At 65.4% G+C, this 18,808-nt stretch carries 26 protein-coding genes; 16 read left to right on the top strand and 10 right to left on the bottom strand.

Features of this window, described 5'->3' with window-relative positions:
• Window positions 1-671 precede the first annotated feature (671 nt).
• Window positions 672-878: a Rieske (2Fe-2S) protein gene (locus tag B5483_RS16095; RefSeq protein ID WP_139384036.1), complete on the top strand. Its 207-nt coding sequence runs from the start codon at window positions 672-674 to the stop codon at window positions 876-878.
• A 15-nt stretch (window positions 879-893) separates the two neighbouring features.
• On the opposite strand, the gene B5483_RS16100 is transcribed toward B5483_RS16095, so the two are convergent.
• The 3 genes from B5483_RS16100 to B5483_RS16110 form a co-directional block, all read right to left on the bottom strand.
• Window positions 894-1,994 carry a potassium channel family protein gene (locus B5483_RS16100; RefSeq protein WP_079731133.1) on the bottom strand — a complete coding sequence of 367 codons (1,101 nt, stop codon included), beginning with the start codon at window positions 1,992-1,994 and terminating at the stop codon, window positions 894-896.
• Between the two features lie 67 nt (window positions 1,995-2,061).
• Entirely contained in the window at window positions 2,062-2,502 is a 441-nt protein-coding gene (locus tag B5483_RS16105; protein ID WP_079731134.1) for a cupin domain-containing protein, read from the bottom strand.
• Window positions 2,503-2,520: 18 nt separating this feature from the next.
• Entirely contained in the window at window positions 2,521-4,107 is a 1,587-nt protein-coding gene (locus B5483_RS16110; RefSeq protein WP_079731135.1) for a GMC family oxidoreductase, read from the bottom strand.
• Window positions 4,108-4,575: 468 nt separating this feature from the next.
• On the opposite strand from B5483_RS16110, the gene B5483_RS16115 reads away from it, so the two are divergent.
• Window positions 4,576-5,844: a dipeptidase gene (locus B5483_RS16115; protein WP_079731188.1), complete on the top strand. Its 1,269-nt coding sequence runs from the start codon at window positions 4,576-4,578 to the stop codon at window positions 5,842-5,844.
• 52 nt (window positions 5,845-5,896) lie between these two features.
• Here B5483_RS16115 and B5483_RS16120 read toward each other — a convergent pair whose 3' ends face one another.
• The 7 genes from B5483_RS16120 to B5483_RS16150 form a co-directional block, all read right to left on the bottom strand.
• A complete protein-coding gene (locus tag B5483_RS16120) occupies window positions 5,897-6,100 on the bottom strand; it encodes a hypothetical protein (RefSeq protein ID WP_054945641.1) in 204 nt (67 codons plus the stop codon).
• Between the two features lie 128 nt (window positions 6,101-6,228).
• Window positions 6,229-6,648: a DUF1810 domain-containing protein gene (locus B5483_RS16125; RefSeq protein WP_079731189.1), complete on the bottom strand. Its 420-nt coding sequence runs from the start codon at window positions 6,646-6,648 to the stop codon at window positions 6,229-6,231.
• Between the two features lie 91 nt (window positions 6,649-6,739).
• Window positions 6,740-6,955 (bottom strand): hypothetical protein, encoded by a 216-nt coding sequence (locus B5483_RS16130; RefSeq protein WP_054945642.1) that lies wholly within the window; start codon window positions 6,953-6,955, stop codon window positions 6,740-6,742.
• A gap of 105 nt (window positions 6,956-7,060) precedes the next feature.
• The gene (gene dapD / locus B5483_RS16135; protein ID WP_054945643.1) at window positions 7,061-7,897 is read right to left on the bottom strand and encodes a 2,3,4,5-tetrahydropyridine-2,6-dicarboxylate N-succinyltransferase; all 837 of its coding nucleotides are present in this window, start codon (window positions 7,895-7,897) and stop codon (window positions 7,061-7,063) included.
• Window positions 7,898-7,987: 90 nt separating this feature from the next.
• Window positions 7,988-8,656 (bottom strand): guanylate kinase, encoded by a 669-nt coding sequence (gmk, locus tag B5483_RS16140; RefSeq protein ID WP_054945644.1) that lies wholly within the window; start codon window positions 8,654-8,656, stop codon window positions 7,988-7,990.
• An 87-nt stretch (window positions 8,657-8,743) separates the two neighbouring features.
• Complete coding sequence (locus B5483_RS16145; RefSeq protein WP_079731136.1) at window positions 8,744-9,235, bottom strand: hypothetical protein; 492 nt, start codon at window positions 9,233-9,235, stop codon at window positions 8,744-8,746.
• 33 nt (window positions 9,236-9,268) lie between these two features.
• Window positions 9,269-9,772, bottom strand: a complete 504-nt coding sequence (locus B5483_RS16150; protein WP_054945646.1) for an SspB family protein — start codon at window positions 9,770-9,772, stop codon at window positions 9,269-9,271.
• Window positions 9,773-9,948: 176 nt separating this feature from the next.
• Here B5483_RS16150 and hisB point away from each other — a divergent pair, with 176 nt between their 5' ends.
• The 14 genes from hisB (at window position 9,949) to pal (ending at window position 18,805) form a co-directional block, all read left to right on the top strand.
• The gene (gene hisB / locus B5483_RS16155) at window positions 9,949-10,551 is read left to right on the top strand and encodes an imidazoleglycerol-phosphate dehydratase HisB (RefSeq protein ID WP_079731137.1); all 603 of its coding nucleotides are present in this window, start codon (window positions 9,949-9,951) and stop codon (window positions 10,549-10,551) included.
• Entirely contained in the window at window positions 10,551-10,844 is a 294-nt protein-coding gene (locus B5483_RS16160; protein WP_054945730.1) for a YciI family protein, read from the top strand. The genes hisB and B5483_RS16160 overlap by 1 nt, the downstream gene beginning before the upstream one ends.
• Window positions 10,841-11,464, top strand: a complete 624-nt coding sequence (gene hisH, locus B5483_RS16165) for an imidazole glycerol phosphate synthase subunit HisH (RefSeq protein ID WP_054945648.1) — start codon at window positions 10,841-10,843, stop codon at window positions 11,462-11,464. The genes B5483_RS16160 and hisH overlap by 4 nt, the downstream gene beginning before the upstream one ends.
• A 1-nt stretch (window position 11,465) precedes the next feature.
• The gene (gene hisA, locus B5483_RS16170; protein ID WP_054945649.1) at window positions 11,466-12,194 is read left to right on the top strand and encodes a 1-(5-phosphoribosyl)-5-[(5-phosphoribosylamino)methylideneamino]imidazole-4-carboxamide isomerase; all 729 of its coding nucleotides are present in this window, start codon (window positions 11,466-11,468) and stop codon (window positions 12,192-12,194) included.
• A 4-nt stretch (window positions 12,195-12,198) separates the two neighbouring features.
• The gene (hisF, locus tag B5483_RS16175) at window positions 12,199-12,960 is read left to right on the top strand and encodes an imidazole glycerol phosphate synthase subunit HisF (protein WP_054945650.1); all 762 of its coding nucleotides are present in this window, start codon (window positions 12,199-12,201) and stop codon (window positions 12,958-12,960) included.
• Window positions 12,961-13,093: 133 nt separating this feature from the next.
• Window positions 13,094-13,267 carry a PEP-CTERM sorting domain-containing protein gene (locus tag B5483_RS16180; RefSeq protein ID WP_245829313.1) on the top strand — a complete coding sequence of 58 codons (174 nt, stop codon included), beginning with the start codon at window positions 13,094-13,096 and terminating at the stop codon, window positions 13,265-13,267.
• A gap of 49 nt (window positions 13,268-13,316) precedes the next feature.
• Window positions 13,317-13,673, top strand: a complete 357-nt coding sequence (locus B5483_RS16185; RefSeq protein WP_079731191.1) for a phosphoribosyl-ATP diphosphatase — start codon at window positions 13,317-13,319, stop codon at window positions 13,671-13,673.
• A 44-nt stretch (window positions 13,674-13,717) separates the two neighbouring features.
• A complete protein-coding gene (locus tag B5483_RS16190; RefSeq protein ID WP_054945651.1) occupies window positions 13,718-14,095 on the top strand; it encodes a histidine triad nucleotide-binding protein in 378 nt (125 codons plus the stop codon).
• Window positions 14,096-14,217: 122 nt separating this feature from the next.
• Window positions 14,218-14,730 (top strand): YbgC/FadM family acyl-CoA thioesterase, encoded by a 513-nt coding sequence (locus B5483_RS16195; protein ID WP_079731192.1) that lies wholly within the window; start codon window positions 14,218-14,220, stop codon window positions 14,728-14,730.
• Entirely contained in the window at window positions 14,727-15,437 is a 711-nt protein-coding gene (tolQ, locus tag B5483_RS16200) for a protein TolQ (protein WP_054945652.1), read from the top strand. The genes B5483_RS16195 and tolQ overlap by 4 nt, the downstream gene beginning before the upstream one ends.
• A 12-nt stretch (window positions 15,438-15,449) precedes the next feature.
• Window positions 15,450-15,905, top strand: a complete 456-nt coding sequence (locus B5483_RS16205) for an ExbD/TolR family protein (RefSeq protein WP_176168081.1) — start codon at window positions 15,450-15,452, stop codon at window positions 15,903-15,905.
• A 15-nt stretch (window positions 15,906-15,920) separates the two neighbouring features.
• Window positions 15,921-16,775, top strand: coding sequence for a hypothetical protein (locus B5483_RS16210; RefSeq protein ID WP_079731139.1), 855 nt, complete (start codon window positions 15,921-15,923; stop codon window positions 16,773-16,775).
• Window positions 16,772-18,154 carry a Tol-Pal system beta propeller repeat protein TolB gene (tolB, locus tag B5483_RS16215; RefSeq protein ID WP_079731140.1) on the top strand — a complete coding sequence of 461 codons (1,383 nt, stop codon included), beginning with the start codon at window positions 16,772-16,774 and terminating at the stop codon, window positions 18,152-18,154. The genes B5483_RS16210 and tolB overlap by 4 nt, the downstream gene beginning before the upstream one ends.
• A gap of 162 nt (window positions 18,155-18,316) precedes the next feature.
• The gene (gene pal / locus B5483_RS16220) at window positions 18,317-18,805 is read left to right on the top strand and encodes a peptidoglycan-associated lipoprotein Pal (RefSeq protein ID WP_054945656.1); all 489 of its coding nucleotides are present in this window, start codon (window positions 18,317-18,319) and stop codon (window positions 18,803-18,805) included.
• Window positions 18,806-18,808 lie beyond the last annotated feature (3 nt).

Consider the following 18,808-nt stretch of genomic DNA (forward strand, 5'->3'; position numbering starts at 1 on the left):
AGCGTCAATCCGCTGCTTTGCAGTGCAAAAACGCGGTTGGACTGGCCTTAATACCATTGGGGACTTTGGAATTGCCTATTGCAATGGTATGTGCATCTTTACCAATAAGGCAGGCCGCTTAGGACGGCATTGCCGGGGAAGAGGATGTTGTCTTGAAGCAATTCTTGACGGATCGGCAAAAAGGCTTCGCTCCAGGCGCTGGCGTTCGGGCCATCGTGTCCGGCTTGGCGCCTGAGGGAGCGAGCCTGCTACGATGACAGGCACCATTTCTACCAGCGACATATCGGTTCCCCGAGCAGACGATCTGGTCCTGCTCTCGACAAGGCCATTTTGCGCACCTGCCGGATTGCAGACCGGCAGGCAGCGGTCGGCCCTTGCGTCGGGGGCGGGGCGGATCGTCGATCGGGCAGTCCAGCGCGCGCATAGCGGCGGAGTACCGGGAGTCCAGATGCATAGGTCGGATACAAGCAGGTAACGCTGGTTCGATCGAAAACCCGCAGAGCCATTCGGGTCGCGCCGTAGGCCGAAGGAACGGGGAGAAGCGCAAGGCGTGGCAGGAAACTGCCGCGCCTTGTTGCGCTAGCGCAAAGTTTTCCGGCGCCTGTTCTGATACCGGTGTTGAAATCGGGATGGGCCGGACATGGCGGTCTTCAGCCGATCAGGGGGTGGCGATGGCATTCGTGACGATGATGGAAAGCGGGCGGGGACATGGCAGCGCAGCGGTTGCAGGCAAGGGGACGCATGGTCTTGGCCTGACCGTGGCGAAGTCGCGGGGCAGTCGCTTTGGCGCGCAGCGCAAGTGCCCGCATCTTGGGTTCGGGGTCTGTCGCGGCAGTTTTGAGCACGGCAAGCTCACTTGCGAATTGCACCGCGCCTGATCGCGGTGCTTGCCGTCAGACGTAACCCCGCCCCATCTTGAAGGGCTGCCGTGGTTCGGTGAAGATCGAGCCTGCCGTCATCCGTGTGCCGCGCAGAACGAGGACGACCGTGTCACCGGCCTCGATCCGCGTATCCTCGGCGGGGTGGACGTAGCTCTGCCCATTGGGGCGGTCGATCTGCACAAGGAAGAACGCGCCGCAGGCCCGGCGTTCGGCTTCTCCGACCGTTGCCCCTGTCAGCGCCGACTTTTCCGGCACCGTTACCGCTTCGATCTCCAGCCCGAATTCATGCAGGCCGCGCTTGAGGTCGCGCACCTGTGGGGCTTCGCCCAGGAACCGCGAAGTCGTGGGGTAGACGATCATCTCGGCGATCCGCTCGGCCCCGATGTGGGTGGGCAGCACCACCTTGTTGGCCCCGGCGTGGATCAGTTTGCCTTCGGTCGTGGGATATTCGCCGCGCGCGATGATCTCCAGCCGCGGGTTGAGGTTGCGGGCCGAAAGGGTGATGAACACGTTGAGGGCATCGTCGGGCAGTACGGTCGCCAGCACCCGGGCGCGTTCGATCCCGGCGGTCTTGAGCGAGGCTTCATCGGTGGCGTCGGCTTTGAGTGTCAGGTGGCCGGCCGCTTCGGCCTCGGCGATCTTGGCCGGATTGCGGTCGACGACGATGAACGGGGTTCGCGCGCGTTGCAGCTCGATGGCAAGCTGCTTGCCGATGCGGCCGTAACCGCAGACGATGGCGTGGTTCGTGAGGCGGTCGATCTGGCTTTGCATGCGGTCGATCCCGAGAATGTTGCGTATCTGGTAATGCGCGAAGACCTGGACGAGGGCGCCGGTCAGCACGATCATGCCGGTACAGCCCAGCACGATCGTCGCGATATCGAGCGCGCGCAGCCAGCCGGTGTCGATCGGGTGGACTTCGCCGTATCCGACCGAGAAGATCGTGAGGATGACCATGTAGGCGGCGTCGCCGAAGCTCCATCCGGACGCGACGAAGCCCGCGGTGGCGAGCACGAAGACGGCGAGCACGAAGATCGCCGCGCGAACGAGGTTCTGAAGCGGCGAACCGAGCACGCGGCGAGCGGCTTCGTCGATGCTGTCATACTCGCCTGCCATGCGGCCAGACCCCCGATATTCCCCGGATGGGAGACTGCGCGAGCGGGCCGGACTTGTCCAGCGCCCGTCAGCTGCGCGGCGACCAGTCGGGCGGGGCCAGTTCGAAACCGGAGAACTCGAATCCGGGGGCGACCACGCAGCTTACCAGTGTCCATCCACCGATCGGGGCCGCGGCCTGCCAGTGTCCCGGTGGCACCAGCACCTGCGGGGCTTCGCCTGACAGGACATCCCCGCCCAGCACGGTCCGGCTGACCGGACCGGCTTGATCGGTCGCGATCTCCAGCGTCAGCGGGGCTCCGGCATGCCACAGCCACAGTTCGGCGGCATCGACGCGGTGCCAGTGCGAGCGCTGGCCGGCCTCGAGCAGGAAATGGATGGCAGTGGCGCAGGCGCGCGTCCCGGGCGCGGCGTCGGCGCGCCAGGTCTCGCGGTACCATCCGCCCTCGGGGTGCGGCTCGAGGCCGAGGCGTGCGATGATCTGCCCTGCGGCGCTACCGGCGTCACTCATCTGTCGTGCTCCCCTCGATCAGGCCCGCGCGGAGGCAAGGATCATGGCGGCGCCCTTTTCGGCAATCATCATCGTGGGCGCGTTGGTGTTGCCCGATGTGATCGTGGGCATGACCGATGCATCGATCACCCGCAGGCGATCAAGTCCGATTACGCGCAACTCGGCATCGACGACCGAGCCCATCGCCGCCGTACCGACCGGGTGGAAGATGGTCGTGCCGATGTCGCCTGCCGCGCGCTGCAGGTCTTCCTCGCTCTGATAGGCGGCGCCGGGGCGCACTTCCTGCGGGTCGTAGCGGGCGAGGGCGGGCTGGGCGACGATGCTGCGGGTCACGCGGATGGCCTGGGCTGCCACGCGGCGGTCTTCCTCGGCGGAGAGGTAGTTGGGGCGGATGTCCGGCGCCTGAGCCGGACCGGCGCTGGCGATGCGCGTAGTGCCGCGGCTCTCCGGTCGCAGGTTGCATACGCTGGCGGTGAAGGCTGGGAAGGGGTCCAGCGCGCCGCCGAAGGCTTCGAGGCTGAGCGGCTGGACGTGATATTCCAGGTTGGCCGTGGCATAGCGGGCGTCGCTTCTCGTGAAGACGCCCAACTGGCTGGGGGCCATTGCCATGGGCCCGGTGCGGCGCAGGACATATTCCAGCCCGATCAGCGCCTTGCCGAACAGGTTGGCGGCGCGCTGGTTGAGCGTGGCCACGCCCGAGACTTTCCAGGCGCAGCGCAGTTGCAGGTGGTCCTGCAGGTTGCCGCCCACTTCCGGGCGGTTCACGAGCGGGACGATGCCCAGCGACGACAGGTGAGCCGCGTCGCCGATTCCGCTGCGTTCGAGTATCGCGGGTGAGCCGATTGCACCCGCCGCCAGCAAGACTTCGCCGCGTGCCCTGGCGGTGCGCTGTTCGCCGCCGACGCCATAGGCAATGCCGACCGCGCGCCCGTCCTCGACGATCACCTTGTCGACGAGAGCGCCGGTCTCGATCTTCAGGTTCGCGCGTGAGCGGACCGGGCGCAGGAAGGCATCGGCGGCGCTCCAGCGCCATCCCTTGCGCTGGGTGACCTGAAAGAAGCTTGTCCCTTCATTGTCGCCCCGGTTGAAGTCATCCACGGCAGCGATCCCGTATTCGCTGCAGGCCTGCCGGAACGCCTCGAGGATTTCCCAGCGCAGGCGTTGCTTCTCCACGCGGATTTCCCCGCCGCTGCCGTGAAAGCCGCTCGAACCTTCGAAGTGGTCTTCGGCCAGCTTGAAGTAGGGTAGTACGTCGTCCCAGCCCCAGCCGGGGTTTCCGGCCTGTCGCCAGCCGTCATAGTCGGCCGCCTGTCCGCGCATGTAGATCATGCCGTTGATCGAGGAGCAGCCGCCCAGCACACGCCCGCGCGGGTATTTCAGCGCGCGCCCGTTCAGGCCCGCCTCCGCCTGCGTCGACATGCACCAGTCGGTTCGCGGATTGCCGATACAGTAGAGGTAGCCCACCGGCACGCGGATCCAGATGTAGTCGTCCTTGCCGCCTGCCTCGAGCAGGAGGACCCGGTTTCCCGGGTCTGCGCTCAGGCGATTGGCAAGCACGCAACCGGCGCTGCCGCCGCCGACGATGATGTAGTCGAACTCTCCCATGACAATGCAGTTAAGCCGCCCGATCGCCGCAATCTACCAGCAAAGTGAGTAGGCACCGCCAATTCGGTCGATGCAGGCCGGCCCGATGCTGTCGGAATTCTTTACGCCTTGCGAAAACTAACAGTATGCGGTCGATGTTAAGCATGAAGCCCGCGCATTTCTTCGACTTTCGGTTTTGTTAACACTTTAGCAATGGGTTGTACCTAATCCTTCAGCCATCAGGGGGATGGCGGCTCTGTCGCCATTTTTGACAGAAGCCGCTGGCGCTCGGGGGCGAAGCTTGGTCGGGGGGCAAAGCTTTGGTCCGGGGGGATCGCGACCGGTAAGGTCGCGTTCGGCATCCGCCTCCGCCGGCGGCTTCTTCGTCAACCGTTTCCAGACATCGGGACTGCAATTTCCGCCGGGGCCTTGTGCTTTGCGGCGCGATCGCGTCTGTTCGGCGCATTCGTCGGTCGAATGAGGGAAGCCATGCGATACAAAGCCTTGCGCACAAGCCTGCTCCTTGCACTGGCCCTGTCGCCCGTCGTTGCCATGGCCGCGCCCGATCCGCGGCAGGTCGCGCTTTCGGCCCTGCGCGAAGCCCCGGTGTGGGACGGGCACAACGACGTGCCCGAGCAATTGCGTGAAAGGCGCAAGGACATCCTTGGCGGTTTCGACTTTACCGACACGAGCGCTACCGTCGATCCCGAGCGCAAACTGCAGGCAATGCAGACCGACATTACCCGCCTGCGCAAGGGACATGTCGGCGCGCAGTTCTGGTCGGTCTACGTTTCGGCCAGGCTGGACGACCAGCATGCCGTGCAGGCGACGCTGGAGCAGATCGACGTCGCCAGGCGCCTGATCGCCGCCTATCCCAAGGATCTGATGTTCGCGACAAGCAGCGCCGACGTCGCGCGGGCGATGAAGGCGGGCAAGGTGGCCTCGTTGCTGGGGATGGAGGGCGGCCATTCGATCGGCGGATCGCTGGGCGTATTGCGGCAGATGTACGCGCTGGGCGCGCGCTACATGACGCTCACCCATTTCAGGAACACCGCCTGGGCCGACAGCGCCACCGACAAGCCCGAGCATGACGGCCTTACCGACTTCGGCCGTGATGTCGTGCGTGAGATGCAGCGTATCGGAATGCTCGTCGATCTCAGCCACGTGAGCGAGGCGACGATGCGCGATGCGCTCGAAGTGGCGCGCGCGCCGGTGATGTTCAGCCATTCCAACGCGCGGGCGATCAATGGCCATACCCGCAATGTCCCGGAGGGCGTTCTCGGACTGCTGGCGAAGAACGGCGGGATCGTCATGGTCAATGTGTTCCCGACTTACGTGGTCGAGCCCACCCGTCAGTGGCTGGCGGCGCAGGCAGGCGAGAAGGCGCGTCAGGAATCCCTGCATCCGGGCGATCCTGCGGGCGCGGAGGCGGCTCTGAAGGCATGGGAACAGCAAAACCCGATGCCGCGCGGTTCATTGAACGACGTTGCCGACCACATCGTGCATATCGTCAGGGTCGCCGGGATCGACCATGTCGGGCTGGGCGGCGATTTCGACGGAGTCGACGTCACGGTCGAGGGGATGGAAGACGTCTCGACCTATCCCGCGCTGTTCACCGAACTGGCGCGGCGGGGCCTGTCGAAAGCGGAACTGGAAAAAATTGCCAGCGGCAACATGATGCGGGTGATGAAGGAAGCCGAAGCTTACGCGTCAGCCCACCGCGACGATCCGGCCATCGAATCGCCGACGACGTTCTGATTGCGCCTGCGATCCGGCGGGCGAGGCCTCGTCCGCCGGACGCGTGCCGGACTTATCCGCCCAGCGCGTGCTGTTCGGCCGTAACCGGCCAGCCCTGATCGGGGCGTTCGGATACGGCGCGGGTGATCCAGATCGCCGACATGGCCAGGATTGCCAGGGCCAGGCTGGCAAGCAGCACGTAGCGCACGATATGGGGCGTGGAACCGCCCCGCGCTTCCTCGGTGTCCAGATGAACTTCATCGCCAATGCGTTGCATAGTCGCTCTCTCCCGCAGGCCCGGCGACTGTCTGGCGCCGCTTATGGATATCGGGCCTACTACTGGAATGTAGGCCTGCAGGCCTGTTCCCGCAAGGCGCGAATCGGGCGGGTCCCGGGGCGGGGCGTCTATCGCAGGTTCAGCAATTCCAGCGTGCGATCGTCGCGGCGGCCCTGGCAGAAGGCGTCGAGCGCATGGGCGAAGCATTCGCCGCCGCCGGCTGCTTCGAACAGGGTCATGCAACTGCAGAATTTCATCGCGTCGACTTCGCCAAGAATCGAAGTCGCGCTGCGCTTTCCGGCCCACGTCAGCATCGCTTCGGTGCAGGTGGCGAGCCGCGGGCCGATAATCTCGTGCGCCAGATAGGCGCGGGCCTCTGTAATCCCGGATATGGCGTAGAGCCGGGCGGTCTGGCTGGTGCCCAAACCGTCGATCTGGGGGAAGATGAACCACATCCAGTGGCTCAACTTGGTGCCGTTCTGCAATTCACTGAGCGCCTGGGCATAGAAGGCCCGCTGGGCATCGACGAAGCGTTCAAGGTCGGCCACGCACATCTCCCCATCATGGCTCCGCCGCTTGTACGGGGCGCGGGAGCCGGGGGCATGATACTGAATCGGGACCGATCTGTCGCGGGCGATGTCAGCTCATGCTGTCGCCCTGTACGGAGGCTGCTGCCGTTGCGCTGCTGTTGCCTTCGGGATTGTCGTCGGTCAGCGCGCCGGTAATCCAGATCGCCGAGAGTGCGACGATCGCCAGGGCCAGGCTGATGAGCAGGACGTAGCGCACGATGTTCGGCGTATCGCCGGCGCGGGCTTCGTCCTTGTCGATATGAATTTCTTCGCCACGGGTTTCCATGGTGCGTCTCCTGTATCGGGTCGGGGCCTTTCCTGAGGCCCTTTCCCTAGGCAACGCACCATGGCGAACACCGTTCCGGCGCGATTGTCGCGCCGGGGGCGTGGATCAGTCGCGCAGCAGCTCGTTGATGCCGGTCTTCGAGCGGGTCTGGGCGTCGACGGTCTTGACGATCACGGCGCAGTAAAGCGACGGTCCGGGGGTGCCATCGGGCAGCGGCTTGCCGGGCAGCGAGCCGGGCACGACGACGGCGTAGGGCGGGACCTTGCCGATGTGGACTTCGCCGGTGGCACGGTCGATGATCTTGGTCGAGGCGCCCAGGAACACACCCATGGAGAGCACTGCGCCTTCGCCGACGATGACGCCTTCGGCCACTTCCGAACGCGCGCCGATGAAGGCGTTGTCCTCGATGATGACCGGGCCGGCCTGCAGCGGCTCGAGCACGCCGCCGATGCCGACGCCGCCCGAGATGTGGACGTTCTTGCCGATCTGGGCGCACGAACCGACGGTCGCCCAGGTGTCGACCATCGTGCCTTCACCGACGTAGGCGCCGATGTTGACGAAGCTCGGCATGAGCACGACGTTCTTCGAGATGTAGGTGCCGCGGCGGGCGACGGCGCCGGGGACGACGCGGAAGCCGGCTTCGCGGAACCTGGCTTCATCCCATCCGTCGAACTTTACCGGCACCTTGTCGAAGGCGGGCGAACCGGCGGCACCACCGGGAACCGGGGCATTGTCGTTGAGGCGGAAGCTCAGGAGCACGGCCTTCTTCAGCCACTGGTTGACCTTCCAGCCGCCCTGGCCGTCGGGTTCTGCCACGCGGGCTGCGCCCGATTCGATCAGGCCGAGCGCTTCGTCGACGATCTTGCGAACGTCGTCGCTCTTGGGGGTGACGGTGTCGCGCGCTTCCCAGGCGGCTTCGATCGCGGATTCGAGTTCGGACATCGTGGTATTCTCCGGCAAGGGTACGTTCGAGGCGCGCCTAGAGCCTGCGCGCGCGCAGGACAAGTCGATTGAGGCGCGGAAAGTGGGTCGTCAGGGCGTCATCAACTCGCGCACGAAGCCGATCAGGCCGGTCTGGCGGGCGCGGCGCATCCGCTCGGCGGCGAGGATCTCGCGCACCTTGTCGAAGCAGGCGTCGATATCGTCGTTGACGACGACATAGTCGTAGCCGTCCCAGTGGCTGATCTCGGACCGGGCGCGTTCCATGCGCGCGGCGATCACGTCTTCGCTGTCGGTGCCGCGCCCGGTCAGGCGGCGGCGCAGTTCGTCGATACTGGGCGGCAGCAGGAACACGCGCACGACGTCGCGCTCAAGCTTCTGGTAAAGCTGCTGGGTGCCCTGCCAGTCGATGTCGAACAGGTAGTCCTGTCCTTCCTTCAGCCCCGCCTTCACCTGCGCCTTGGGGGTGCCGTAGCTGTTGCCGAACACCGTCGCCCACTCGAGGAATTCCTCGTCGGCGACCATGCGGTCGAACTCGGCCTGGCTGACGAAGTGATAGTCCTTTCCATCCACTTCGCCAGGGCGCGGCGGGCGGGTCGTGCAGGAAACCGACATGCAGATGTGCGCGTCGCGTTCGAGCAGCATGCGCGAAATCGTCGTCTTGCCTGCGCCCGAGGGCGAAGACATGATGAACATGAGGCCGCGCCTGGCGAGGGATCCGCCGGCGGCCGCGTCTTGGATGGGATGGGATGCGCTGTCCATGCCCCCCGATGGCGGGCGCGACGCTGCAAATCAAGAGGGCTGCGCATTTGCGGCGGGTTGCTCGGGCCGGCGGCGCGTCCGGTGCAATCAGGACTCTTCGCCGTCCTTGGCCATGTCGGCGAGCTTTTCGTCGCCTGCGGCCTTCGCGGTGCGCGCCTTGCTGCGATCGTAGAGCGTCTTGGCGATCAGTCCGCCGCCCACGAGAATCGCGCCGGGGACCGAGGTCATGGCCACCCGGGCGAGCGTGCGGTGGAGCATGGTTTCGCCCATCGTGCGCCCCTTGAGGATCGCACTGGCCTTGCTGGGCGCATACTTCTTGCCGAGCAGGGCTTTCTCCACTGCGCGTCGCGCCAGGAAGGTGCCACCGCGCAGGGCGATGTCGGCAATGGCCAGGTTGGTATGGTCGTTGGGGCTCGGGCCGACGAGTTCGCGCGGGGAAGGGCGCAGCTTGCGCTTGCGCTTCTTCCCGCTGGCGGCGGCTTCGTCGGGACCGGCAGGAGCGGTGGCAGCGGGCACGACAGGGGCATCAGCAGCTTCGACGACCGCCTCGCCTTCGTCCTGCCCAGTCTTCGTGACCATCGAGCCTGCTTTCCCGGGGCCCGCTGGCCCCGCTTACTTCTTCTTGCCGAAATCGACCGAAACGACGTTCGATCCATCCTCGCTGGGAGTAATGCGCGAGGCGACGTCGCGTTCCGCGGCGTCGTTACCGGCCATGCCCGGGACGTCTTCTTCCTCGTCGTCGGCCATGGCCTGGAACTGCAGGCCGAAATCGACTGCCGGGTCGACGAAGGCGGTGATCGCCGAGAAGGGAATGTCCAGCTTCGCGGGAAGCTGGTTGAAGCTCAGGCTCACCGTGAAGCCGTCTTCGCGCACGCCCAGGTCCCAGAACTTGTTCTGGAGGACGATCGTCATCTCGTCCGGAAAACGCGCGCGCAGGTCGTCGGGAATGCTGACGCCGGGGGCTGTCGTCTTGAACGTGATGTAGAAATGATGGCTGCCCGGCAGAACGCCGTTGGAGGCTTCCACTTGGCCCAGAACGCGTCCGACTACGGCGCGCAGGGCTTCCTGTACGATCTCGTCGTATGGGATCATGCTGTCTGGTGGCGTATCGTTCATCGCGCCCTACGTGCGCATCGTTCATCTTGCGGTCAAGCATGTTGACACGCCTTTTTAACTGTTCGGCGCACTTATTCCAAGGTAAACCGTCTGCGCCACAGGGAAATCTTGCGGACTCGCCCCTGAGTGTTCGCGCGTGATTGATTCCCGCAGATACAGGTCTATAGGCGCATCCCATGCGCACAGCTTCGATCAATCGCAAGACTCACGAGACCGACATCGCCGTCGAAGTGAACCTCGACGGTACGGGCTCCTACGACGTTTCGACCGGCATTGGCTTTCTCGATCACATGATCGAGCAGTTTTCGCGCCATTCGCTGATCGACATCACTTGCAAGATCGCGGGCGATCTGCACGTCGATCAGCACCACACCACGGAAGACAGCGCCATCGCGATCGGCCAGGCGATTGCCAGCGCCATGGGCGATAAGGCCGGGATCGGCCGCTACGGCGACGTTCACTCGCCGATGGACGAGGCGCTGTGCCGCGTTTCGCTCGACATCTCCGGGCGTCCCTATTTCGTGTGGAAGGCCGCTTTCACGCAGGAAAAGCTGGGCGAGTTCGATACCGAGCTGGTCGAGCACTGGTTCCACTCGATCTCGCAGGCGGTTGGTATCACCCTGCACATGGAACTGCTCTACGGCACCAACAACCACCACATCTGCGAGGGGCTGTTCAAGGGCTTCGCCCGCGCCATGCGCTGCGCGGTGGAACTGGACCCGCGCAAGGGCGGGGCGATTCCGTCGACGAAGGGGATCCTCGGACAGGACACGCTGTGATGGCGAGCTTCATTCTCTCGCTGCGCTACATCGCCCCGGTCGAGGCCGTGGATGCGCTGCTGGCCGACCATATCGACTGGCTCAAGGCGGGGCATGAAGCCGGCCACCTGATCGGCTGGGGCCGCAAGGTCCCGCGCGAAGGCGGCGTCATTCTCGCAAGGGGCGAAAGCCGCGAGTCCATTGTTGCGCTGGCCCAGGACGATCCCTTCGTCAAAGGCGGCGTTGCCGAAGTCGACGTGATCGAATGGGCGCCCACCTTCCTGTCGGCCGGGCTCGAGGGACTGGCCGCATGACGCTGGCCCTGATCGATTACGGTGCGGGCAATCTCCATTCGGTAGCCAATGCCCTGCGCGCGGCCGGGGCCGAAGACGTCAAGACCACTGCCGATCCCGCCGTCGTTCGTGCTGCGGACCGCATCGTCCTGCCTGGCGTGGGCTCATTCAAGGCCTGCGCCAAGGGGCTCTGGGCGATCCCCGGCATGGTCGAAGCGATGAACGAGAGGGTGCACGTCGGTGGCGCGCCGTTCCTGGGCATTTGCGTAGGCATGCAGCTTCTCGCCACCCGCGGTCTGGAACATGGCTCCACCAAGGGGCTGGGCTGGATTGCGGGCGAAGTCCGCCTGATCGAGCGCACCGATCCGGCGATCAAGATCCCGCACATGGGCTGGAACGACGTCTCGCTCGGCCGCAAGGACCCGGCGCACGGGCTGGTCGAGGCGGGCGAGGCCTACTTCCTGCACTCCTATCACTTCGTGCCCGATGAAGGGCAAGACGTGGCGGCGATGACCGACCATGGCGGCGGACTTGTCGCTGCCGTTGCCCGCGACAATGTCGTGGGCGTGCAGTTCCACCCCGAAAAGAGCCAGGCATTCGGCCTCGCGCTGCTTTCCCGTTTCCTCGATTGGAAGCCCTGAAATGATCGTATTCCCCGCCATCGACCTCAAGCAGGGCCAGGTCGTCCGTCTCGCCGAAGGCGACATGGCGCGCGCCACCGTTTATGGCGACAACCCGGCCGCGCAGGCGATGCTCTTCGCCGATGCAGGCTCGCAGTTCCTCCATGTCGTCGATCTCGACGGATCCTTCGCGGGCAAGGCTGAAAACCGCGAAGCGGTCGAGGCGATTCTCGAAGCGTTCCCCGGCCACGTGCAGCTCGGCGGCGGCATCCGCACGCCCGAGGCGGTCGCGGGCTGGTTCGAGCTGGGAGTCAGCCGCGTCGTCATGGGCACTGCCGCGCTCAAGGACCCGCAGTTCGTCAAGGACATGGCGAAGGAATACCCGGGCGGCATCGTCGTGGCCGTAGACGCGCGCGACGGCATGGTCGCGACCGAGGGCTGGGCCGAAGTTTCCGATGTCTCGATCGTCGACATGGCCCGCCGGTTCGAGGACGCCGGCGTCGCCTCGCTGCTGTTCACCGATATCGGCCGCGATGGCCTGCTCAAGGGCTGCAACGTGCAGGCGACCGTCGATCTCGCGCGCCAGACCGACCTTCCGGTGATCGCATCGGGCGGTGTCAAGGGCCTCGACGACATCCGCATGCTCACCTTGCACGAGAAGGACGGCATCGAGGGCGTCATCACCGGGCGCGCGCTCTATGACGGCCGCCTCGATCTCGCCACCGCGATCCAGATGGCGCAGAAAGGCTGAAGCCATGACCGTGCGCGTCCGCGTCATTCCCTGCCTCGACGTCGCCGATGGCCGCGTGGTCAAGGGCGTCAACTTCGTCGACCTGAAGGACGCGGGCGATCCGGTCGAACAGGCGCGTGCCTATGACGCGGCCGGTGCGGACGAGCTGTGCTTCCTCGACATTTCGGCCAGCCACGAAGGACGCGGCACGCTGCTCGACATCGTCCAGCGTACCGCGGAAGTCTGCTTCATGCCGCTGACCGTGGGCGGCGGCGTACGCACCGCCGAGGATGCGCGCGCGCTGCTGCTGGCGGGTGCCGACAAGGTCGCAGTGAACTCCGCAGCCGTTTCGCGGCCCGAAGTGGTCGCCGATATCGCCCACAAGTTCGGCTCGCAGTGCATCGTCGCCTCTGTCGATGCGCGCAAGGTGGGCGAGGGGCGCTGGGAAATCTTCACCCACGGCGGTCGCCGCCCGACCGGCATCGATGCGCTGGAGCACGCGCTGAAGCTGGCGGACCTCGGCGCGGGCGAACTGCTCGTCACCTCGATGGACGGGGATGGAACGCAAAGCGGCTACGACCTCGAACTTACGCGCGCGATTGCCGACTCGGTCTCGGTCCCGGTCATCGCCAGCGGCGGCGTGGGCACGCTCGATCACCTTGTTCAGGGTGTGACGCGCGGCCATGCGAGCGCCGTGCTGGCCGCCTCGATCTTCCACTTCGGCAAGCATTCGATTGCCGAGGCGCACGCTGCGCTGCGCTCTGCGGGACTTCCGGCACGGGCCTGACACCGGCCTTCGCGCGTTGAGCTTTCGCGCCGGCAGTGATCCACATCGGGACAGGCGCCGATAGGTGCTTGCTGCCCCCTCCGGATGATCGGATGGGCGCAGGACACTTCGACTCCGTGAGGCTCTTCCCCCCGTGCGTTACACCGGTCACTGCATTTCGCTTGCCATACTGATTGTCCTTCCGGTCCCCGTCTTCGCCGCGACCAGCGTGCCGTTGCCGGAGCCGAGCGGACTGGCCCTGCTGGGCATCGGCCTTGCCGGCCTGGCCCTGGGGCGGCGCCTGTCATCGCGCCGGTCCAAGGACTGAATTTGCCCGGAACTTTCACGGCGGCTTGACCGCGAAGGCGCCGCGCCGCATGGCTTGGCGCATCATGACGAGTCCGCAATCCCAGAGCGGGGACACGCTGTCCCGCCTCGAAGCCACGATCGCGGCGCGCCGCGCGGCCGATCCCGAATCCAGCTATGTCGCAAAACTCAATGCCAGCGGGCTGGGCAAGATGTCCCAGAAGCTGGGCGAAGAGGCGACCGAGACGATCATCGCCGCACTGGCGCAGGGCCCCAAGGAACTGATCGGCGAATCCGCCGACCTGCTGTTCCACCTCATGGTCCTGCTCGGCGCCAAGGGCGTACCCTTCGCCGATGTCCTGGCAGAACTCGACCGCCGCGAAGGCGTCTCGGGCATCGCCGAAAAGGCATCGCGCCCCAAGGACTGACCTTTCCCTCAAGACGATCAACGCCTTCCGCGGGAGCCCTGAGAATGCCCATCGATCCCAAGCAGCCCTACGACGAGAACAACATCTTCGCGAAGATCCTGCGCGGCGAGCTGCCCTGCACGAAGGTCTACGAGGATGACCACGCGCTGGCCTTCAACGACATCCGTCCGCAGGCGCCGATCCATGTTCTGGTGATCCCCAAGGGCGCCTATGTCTCCTGGGACGACTTTACCGCCAAGGCCGACGATGCCGAGATCGCCGCCTTCATGCGCGCGGTCGGCAATGTCACGCGCCAGCTCGAGCTGGACGGGCCGGGCTATCGCCTGATGGTCAACATGGGCAACAACGGCCATCAGGAAGTGCCGCACCTGCACGTCCACATTTTCGGCGGCCGCCAGTTCTTCCACATGATCTGCGACTGAACCGGCGCCCGACGGAGAGATATCCACACCCATCGGGCCGATGTGGCGTGGCTGACGGGCGGTAAGCTGCCGTCTGTCCCTTTGCAGTGGGGGAAGGCCCCGCTACACATCCGCGCTGCATGATGGCCATTCCCGAACCCAGTTGCGGCGCGATCGACCTCGGTGTCCACCGCTATGCCCTGCGCGTGTACTATGAAGACACCGACGCGGGCGGGATCGTGTACCATGCCAATTACCTGCGCTGGTTCGAGCGCGCCCGTTCCGACCTTCTCGAGTTGCTCGGGATCGACCAGCGCGCCGCGCTGGAATCGGGAGAGGGGCTCTACACCGTGGCCGAGGCTTCGCTGCGCTACCGCGCTCCGGCCCGACTGGGCGATGCCGTCGTCATCGAGACATTTCCCGAGACGGTCGGCCGCGTCGCCTGCACGCTCAGGCAGGTGGCCCGGCGCGGTGAAACGCGGCTGTGCGAAGCCGTCGTCAAGGTAGGGTTCATCGGTCCTGATGGACGACCGCGCAAACAACCTGCCGCCTGGCAACATGCGTTCGATTCGCTCGTTGACGGGCGCATGCTTTCTCAATCTCCCGCCACAGGCCCTGTTTCTGGCCTTGAATCCGGCCCGGAAGGACTAGAATGACTCTCGACCTGCTTGCTTCTGCCGTAGCGATCAGCGGCGAATCCGATCGGCTCAACCCGATCAAGCTGTTCCTTGACGCGGACATCGTCGTTCAGGCCATCATGTTCGGCCTGCTGCTGGCGAGCATCTGGGTCTGGATGATCATCATCACCTTCACCATGCGCATGGGCGGCATCCAGCGCCGCTGCGACGAGTACGAGGACGGCTTCTGGGAGGCCGAGAACTTTGAGACGTTCCAGAAGGACCGCGCGCGCCGGAACGTGCCGCTGGGCAAGGTGGCCGGAGCCGGGCTGGCCGAATGGCGCCGCAATGCCCAGGCGCGCAACGTGGACCACGAAGGTGCGCGCCAGCGCATTGCGCTCGCCATGACATCTTCGCTCGGCGAAGAGGCGGACGCCCTTTCGGATCGTCTCAACTTCCTCGCCACCGTCGGTTCGGTCGCGCCCTTCGTCGGCCTGTTCGGTACCGTCTGGGGCATCATGAACAGCTTCTTCCAGATCGGCCAGCAGCAGAACTCCTCGCTGGCGGTCGTCGCGCCCGGCATTTCCGAAGCGCTGTTCGCCACCGCGATCGGCCTGTTCGCGGCGATCCCGGCAGTCATCGCCTACAACCGCTTCTCGCACCGGGTGAATTCGTTCGAAGCGCGCATGCAGCGCTTTGCCGACCAGCTTCACGCGGCGCTCACGCGCCAGCTCGAACAGCGCTGACGGAGCCCGGACATGGCAATGGGACTGTCAGGAGGCGGTGGTCGCAATCGGCGGGGACGCGGGACCCGTGCGCCGATGGCGGACATCAACGTCACGCCGCTGGTCGACGTCATGCTCGTCCTGCTCATCATCTTCATGGTGACGGCGCCCTTGCTAAAGGCCGCCGTGCCGATCGAGCTGCCCGACAGCCGGGCCAAGGCGATGTCGGAGGAAGCCGCGCAGATTACGCTGAGCATCAAGCGCGACGGCGTGATCTATTTCGAGGAAGAGGCGCTCGCTCCGGGAGAACTGGCCGATCGCCTCGCCGCAGTGACGGCGGGCCCCGATGGCAAGAAGCCGCTCGTGACCCTGCGCGCGGACAAGGCGCTCGATTACGGCACCGTCATGGGCGTAATGGGCGAACTCAACCATGCCGGCTTCACCTCGATCTCGCTGGTGACCGGCGTCAGCAGCCGTTCAGGCGGCTGAGCTAGGGTTCGCATCATGGCAATCCTCGGGCTGCGCAGGGATGAGAAATACGGACTTGCACTGGCAATCGCGCTTCATGCCGCGGTTCTGGGCGCGATGTTTCTCGACCCGCATACCGATCAGGTCGTCCGTCCGCCCGAACGGATCGAAGTGAATATCAGCGATGACTACGGACTGACATCGACTTCGCCCGATCCCAACAGCCAGGCCGCGGCCGATGTGGCTCCGACCATCGGTGAGGCAGCGCCCGCGCCGGCTCCTGCTCCGGTTCCCGAAATCCAGCCCTCGCCATCGCCGCTGCCGCCCGAACCCAAGGCCAGGCCGGTAGAGACCAAGAAGGCGCCGGAAAAGAAGAAAACCGAGACCAAGTCTCCGCCCAGCCGCAAGAGCAGCGCGATCGACAAGATCGTCTCCAGCCCGAGCAGTTCCCCGTCGAAGGCGAGCGCGACCACGACGAAGAAAACCGGCGGCAGCCGTGTCGGCGCTGACTTCCTCTCGGGCGTCTCCGGGGCGACCGCCACCGAGGGCAAGGGCGCACCGGCGGCCACGATCGGTCCCAAGCAGGTCTCGGCGCTCAATGCCGCGATCAGCCGCCAGCTCAAGCCGTACTGGTCCGCGCCGCAGGGGGCCGATGCCGAACTGCTGGTGACACGGGTTCGTTTCAGGCTCAACCGCGACGGCAGCCTCGCCGGCGAACCTCAGGTGCTGGGCACCAGCGGCAAGACCGCGACCAATGCCACCCAGGTCGACCGTCACCAGGAGCAGGCGGTCCGTGCGGTCAAGCTGGCCGCCCCTTTCAACCTGCCCGAAGACCTCTACGATGGCTGGAAGGTCATCGACACGCAATTCGACAGAAGGCTATCGCAATGAAACTCCACCATCTCGCTGCTCTGGGCCTTATGCTTTCGGTCTCGGCGCCGGTGCTGGCGCAGGATGCCACCCAGGCACCTCTCGCGCAGGTCCCCGTCGATCCCGAGGCGGGCTTGCAGGTCACCGTCTCCGACGACAGCGACTGGCAGGACCTGGGCATCGCGATCACCACGTTCGCCACCGACGCGGACGTTCCCACGCAGACGAATGCGGGCTCCACCGCGGCGCTGGGCCGGGCCCTGTCGCAGGTTGTCGCGGCGGACCTCAAGAACAACGGCCTGTTCAAGCCCTCGGGCCCGGCGGGCCTGCCGCAGCCGGCTTTCTCCGAAGTGCAGACGCCCAACTTCCCGATCTGGTCGGTCCGCAGTACCGACATGCTGGTGCAGGGCTATGTCCGCGCCGCGGCGAGCGGGCAGCTTACCGTGGGCTGTTACCTTTACGACGTCGCGCTCAAGCAGCAGCTGGCCAAGGGCGGCTGGCAGGTCGGCCCGGCCGACTGGCGCCGCGCCGCGCACAAGTGCGCCGACATGGTCTATTCGCGCCTTTCGGGCGAAAGCCCGTTCTTCGATTCGAAGATCGCCTACATCGCCGAGACCGGACCCAAGGACCGCCGCATCAAGCGGCTGGCGGTGATGGATTCGGACGGCGCCAACCACCGCTATCTGACGAGTGGGCAGGCGACTGCGCTGACCCCGCGCTATTCGCCCGACTATTCCAAGATCCTCTACCTCTCGTACCTCAACGGCCAGCCGAGCATCTATTCCTACGATCTGGCGACCAACAGCCAGAAGCTGATCGTGCGTACCGGCAATCCGACGATGGCGCCGCGCTGGTCGCCGGACGGAAAGTGGGTGCTCTATTCTATGTCGACGGGCGGCCGCACCGACATCTACCGCATTTCCTCGGCAGGGGGTGGCACGCCGCAGCGCCTGACCAACGGTCCGGGCATCAACATCGGCGGCAGCTACTCGCCCGACGGCAGCCGGATCGTGTTCGAGAGCGACCGTTCGGGCAGCCAGCAGGTCTACGTGATGAACGCCGACGGTTCCAACCAGCACCGCATCAGCTTCTTCGGCGGCCGTGCGGCAACGCCGGAATGGAGCCCGCGCGGCGACCAGATCGCCTTCACCCACATTGCCGGAAACCTGCGTATCGCGGTCATGAGCCCGGACGGGCGGGGCATGCGCTATCTCACCGATTCGTGGCAGGACGAAGCGCCGACATGGTCTCCCAACGGTCGCATCGTCCAGTTCTTCCGCACCGAGAAGAACTCCGGAATTACTTCGATCTGGCAAGTTGACCTGACGGGCCGGAACGAACGTAAATTGCCCACGCCAGTGGGCGCGTCGGACCCTGCGTGGGGTCCGGTCCGACCCTGAGTGTAATTTGCACCGTTTACGGGTGCGCACTCAGGAAACCTTTGTTAAGTAATGATCGGAACTATAGCCGATGCCAGCCATTTCATTTGGCTGTGCAGCACAGGAGATTGCCCCATGTCTTCTACCTTACAGACTCCTCGCTTCTCGAAGTCCGCTTCGACGATGCTTCTCCTTGCCGGGGCATTGGCCATTTCGGCTTGCGCTTCCAAGGCGCCCAAGGAACTTCCGCCCGAGCCCGGCCCGGCCACCACGACGCAGGCTCCGCCCGCCGATCTTGGCCCGACTCCGGGTAGCCAGGCCGACTTCCTTGCCAAGATGAGCGGGTCGGACACGATCTACTTCGACACCGACAAGTACGACATCGACGCGATGGATCAGGACGCGCTGGCCAAGCAGGCGCAATGGCTGCTCCAGTATCCCAACAAGCGCGCCACCATCGAAGGCCACTGCGACGAGCGCGGCACGCGCGAGTACAACCTTGCGCTGGGTGAACGCCGCGCCAATGCCGCGATGAACTATCTCGTGAGCCTCGGCGTGGATGCTGCGCGTATTTCGACCGTCAGCTATGGCAAGGAACGCCCGGTTGCGCTCGGTTCGAACGAGCAGGCCTGGGCGCAGAACCGCCGCGCGGTCACTGTCACGATCGACTGATCG

Source organism: Novosphingobium mathurense (genome assembly GCF_900168325.1).
GTDB lineage: Bacteria > Pseudomonadota > Alphaproteobacteria > Sphingomonadales > Sphingomonadaceae > Novosphingobium > Novosphingobium mathurense.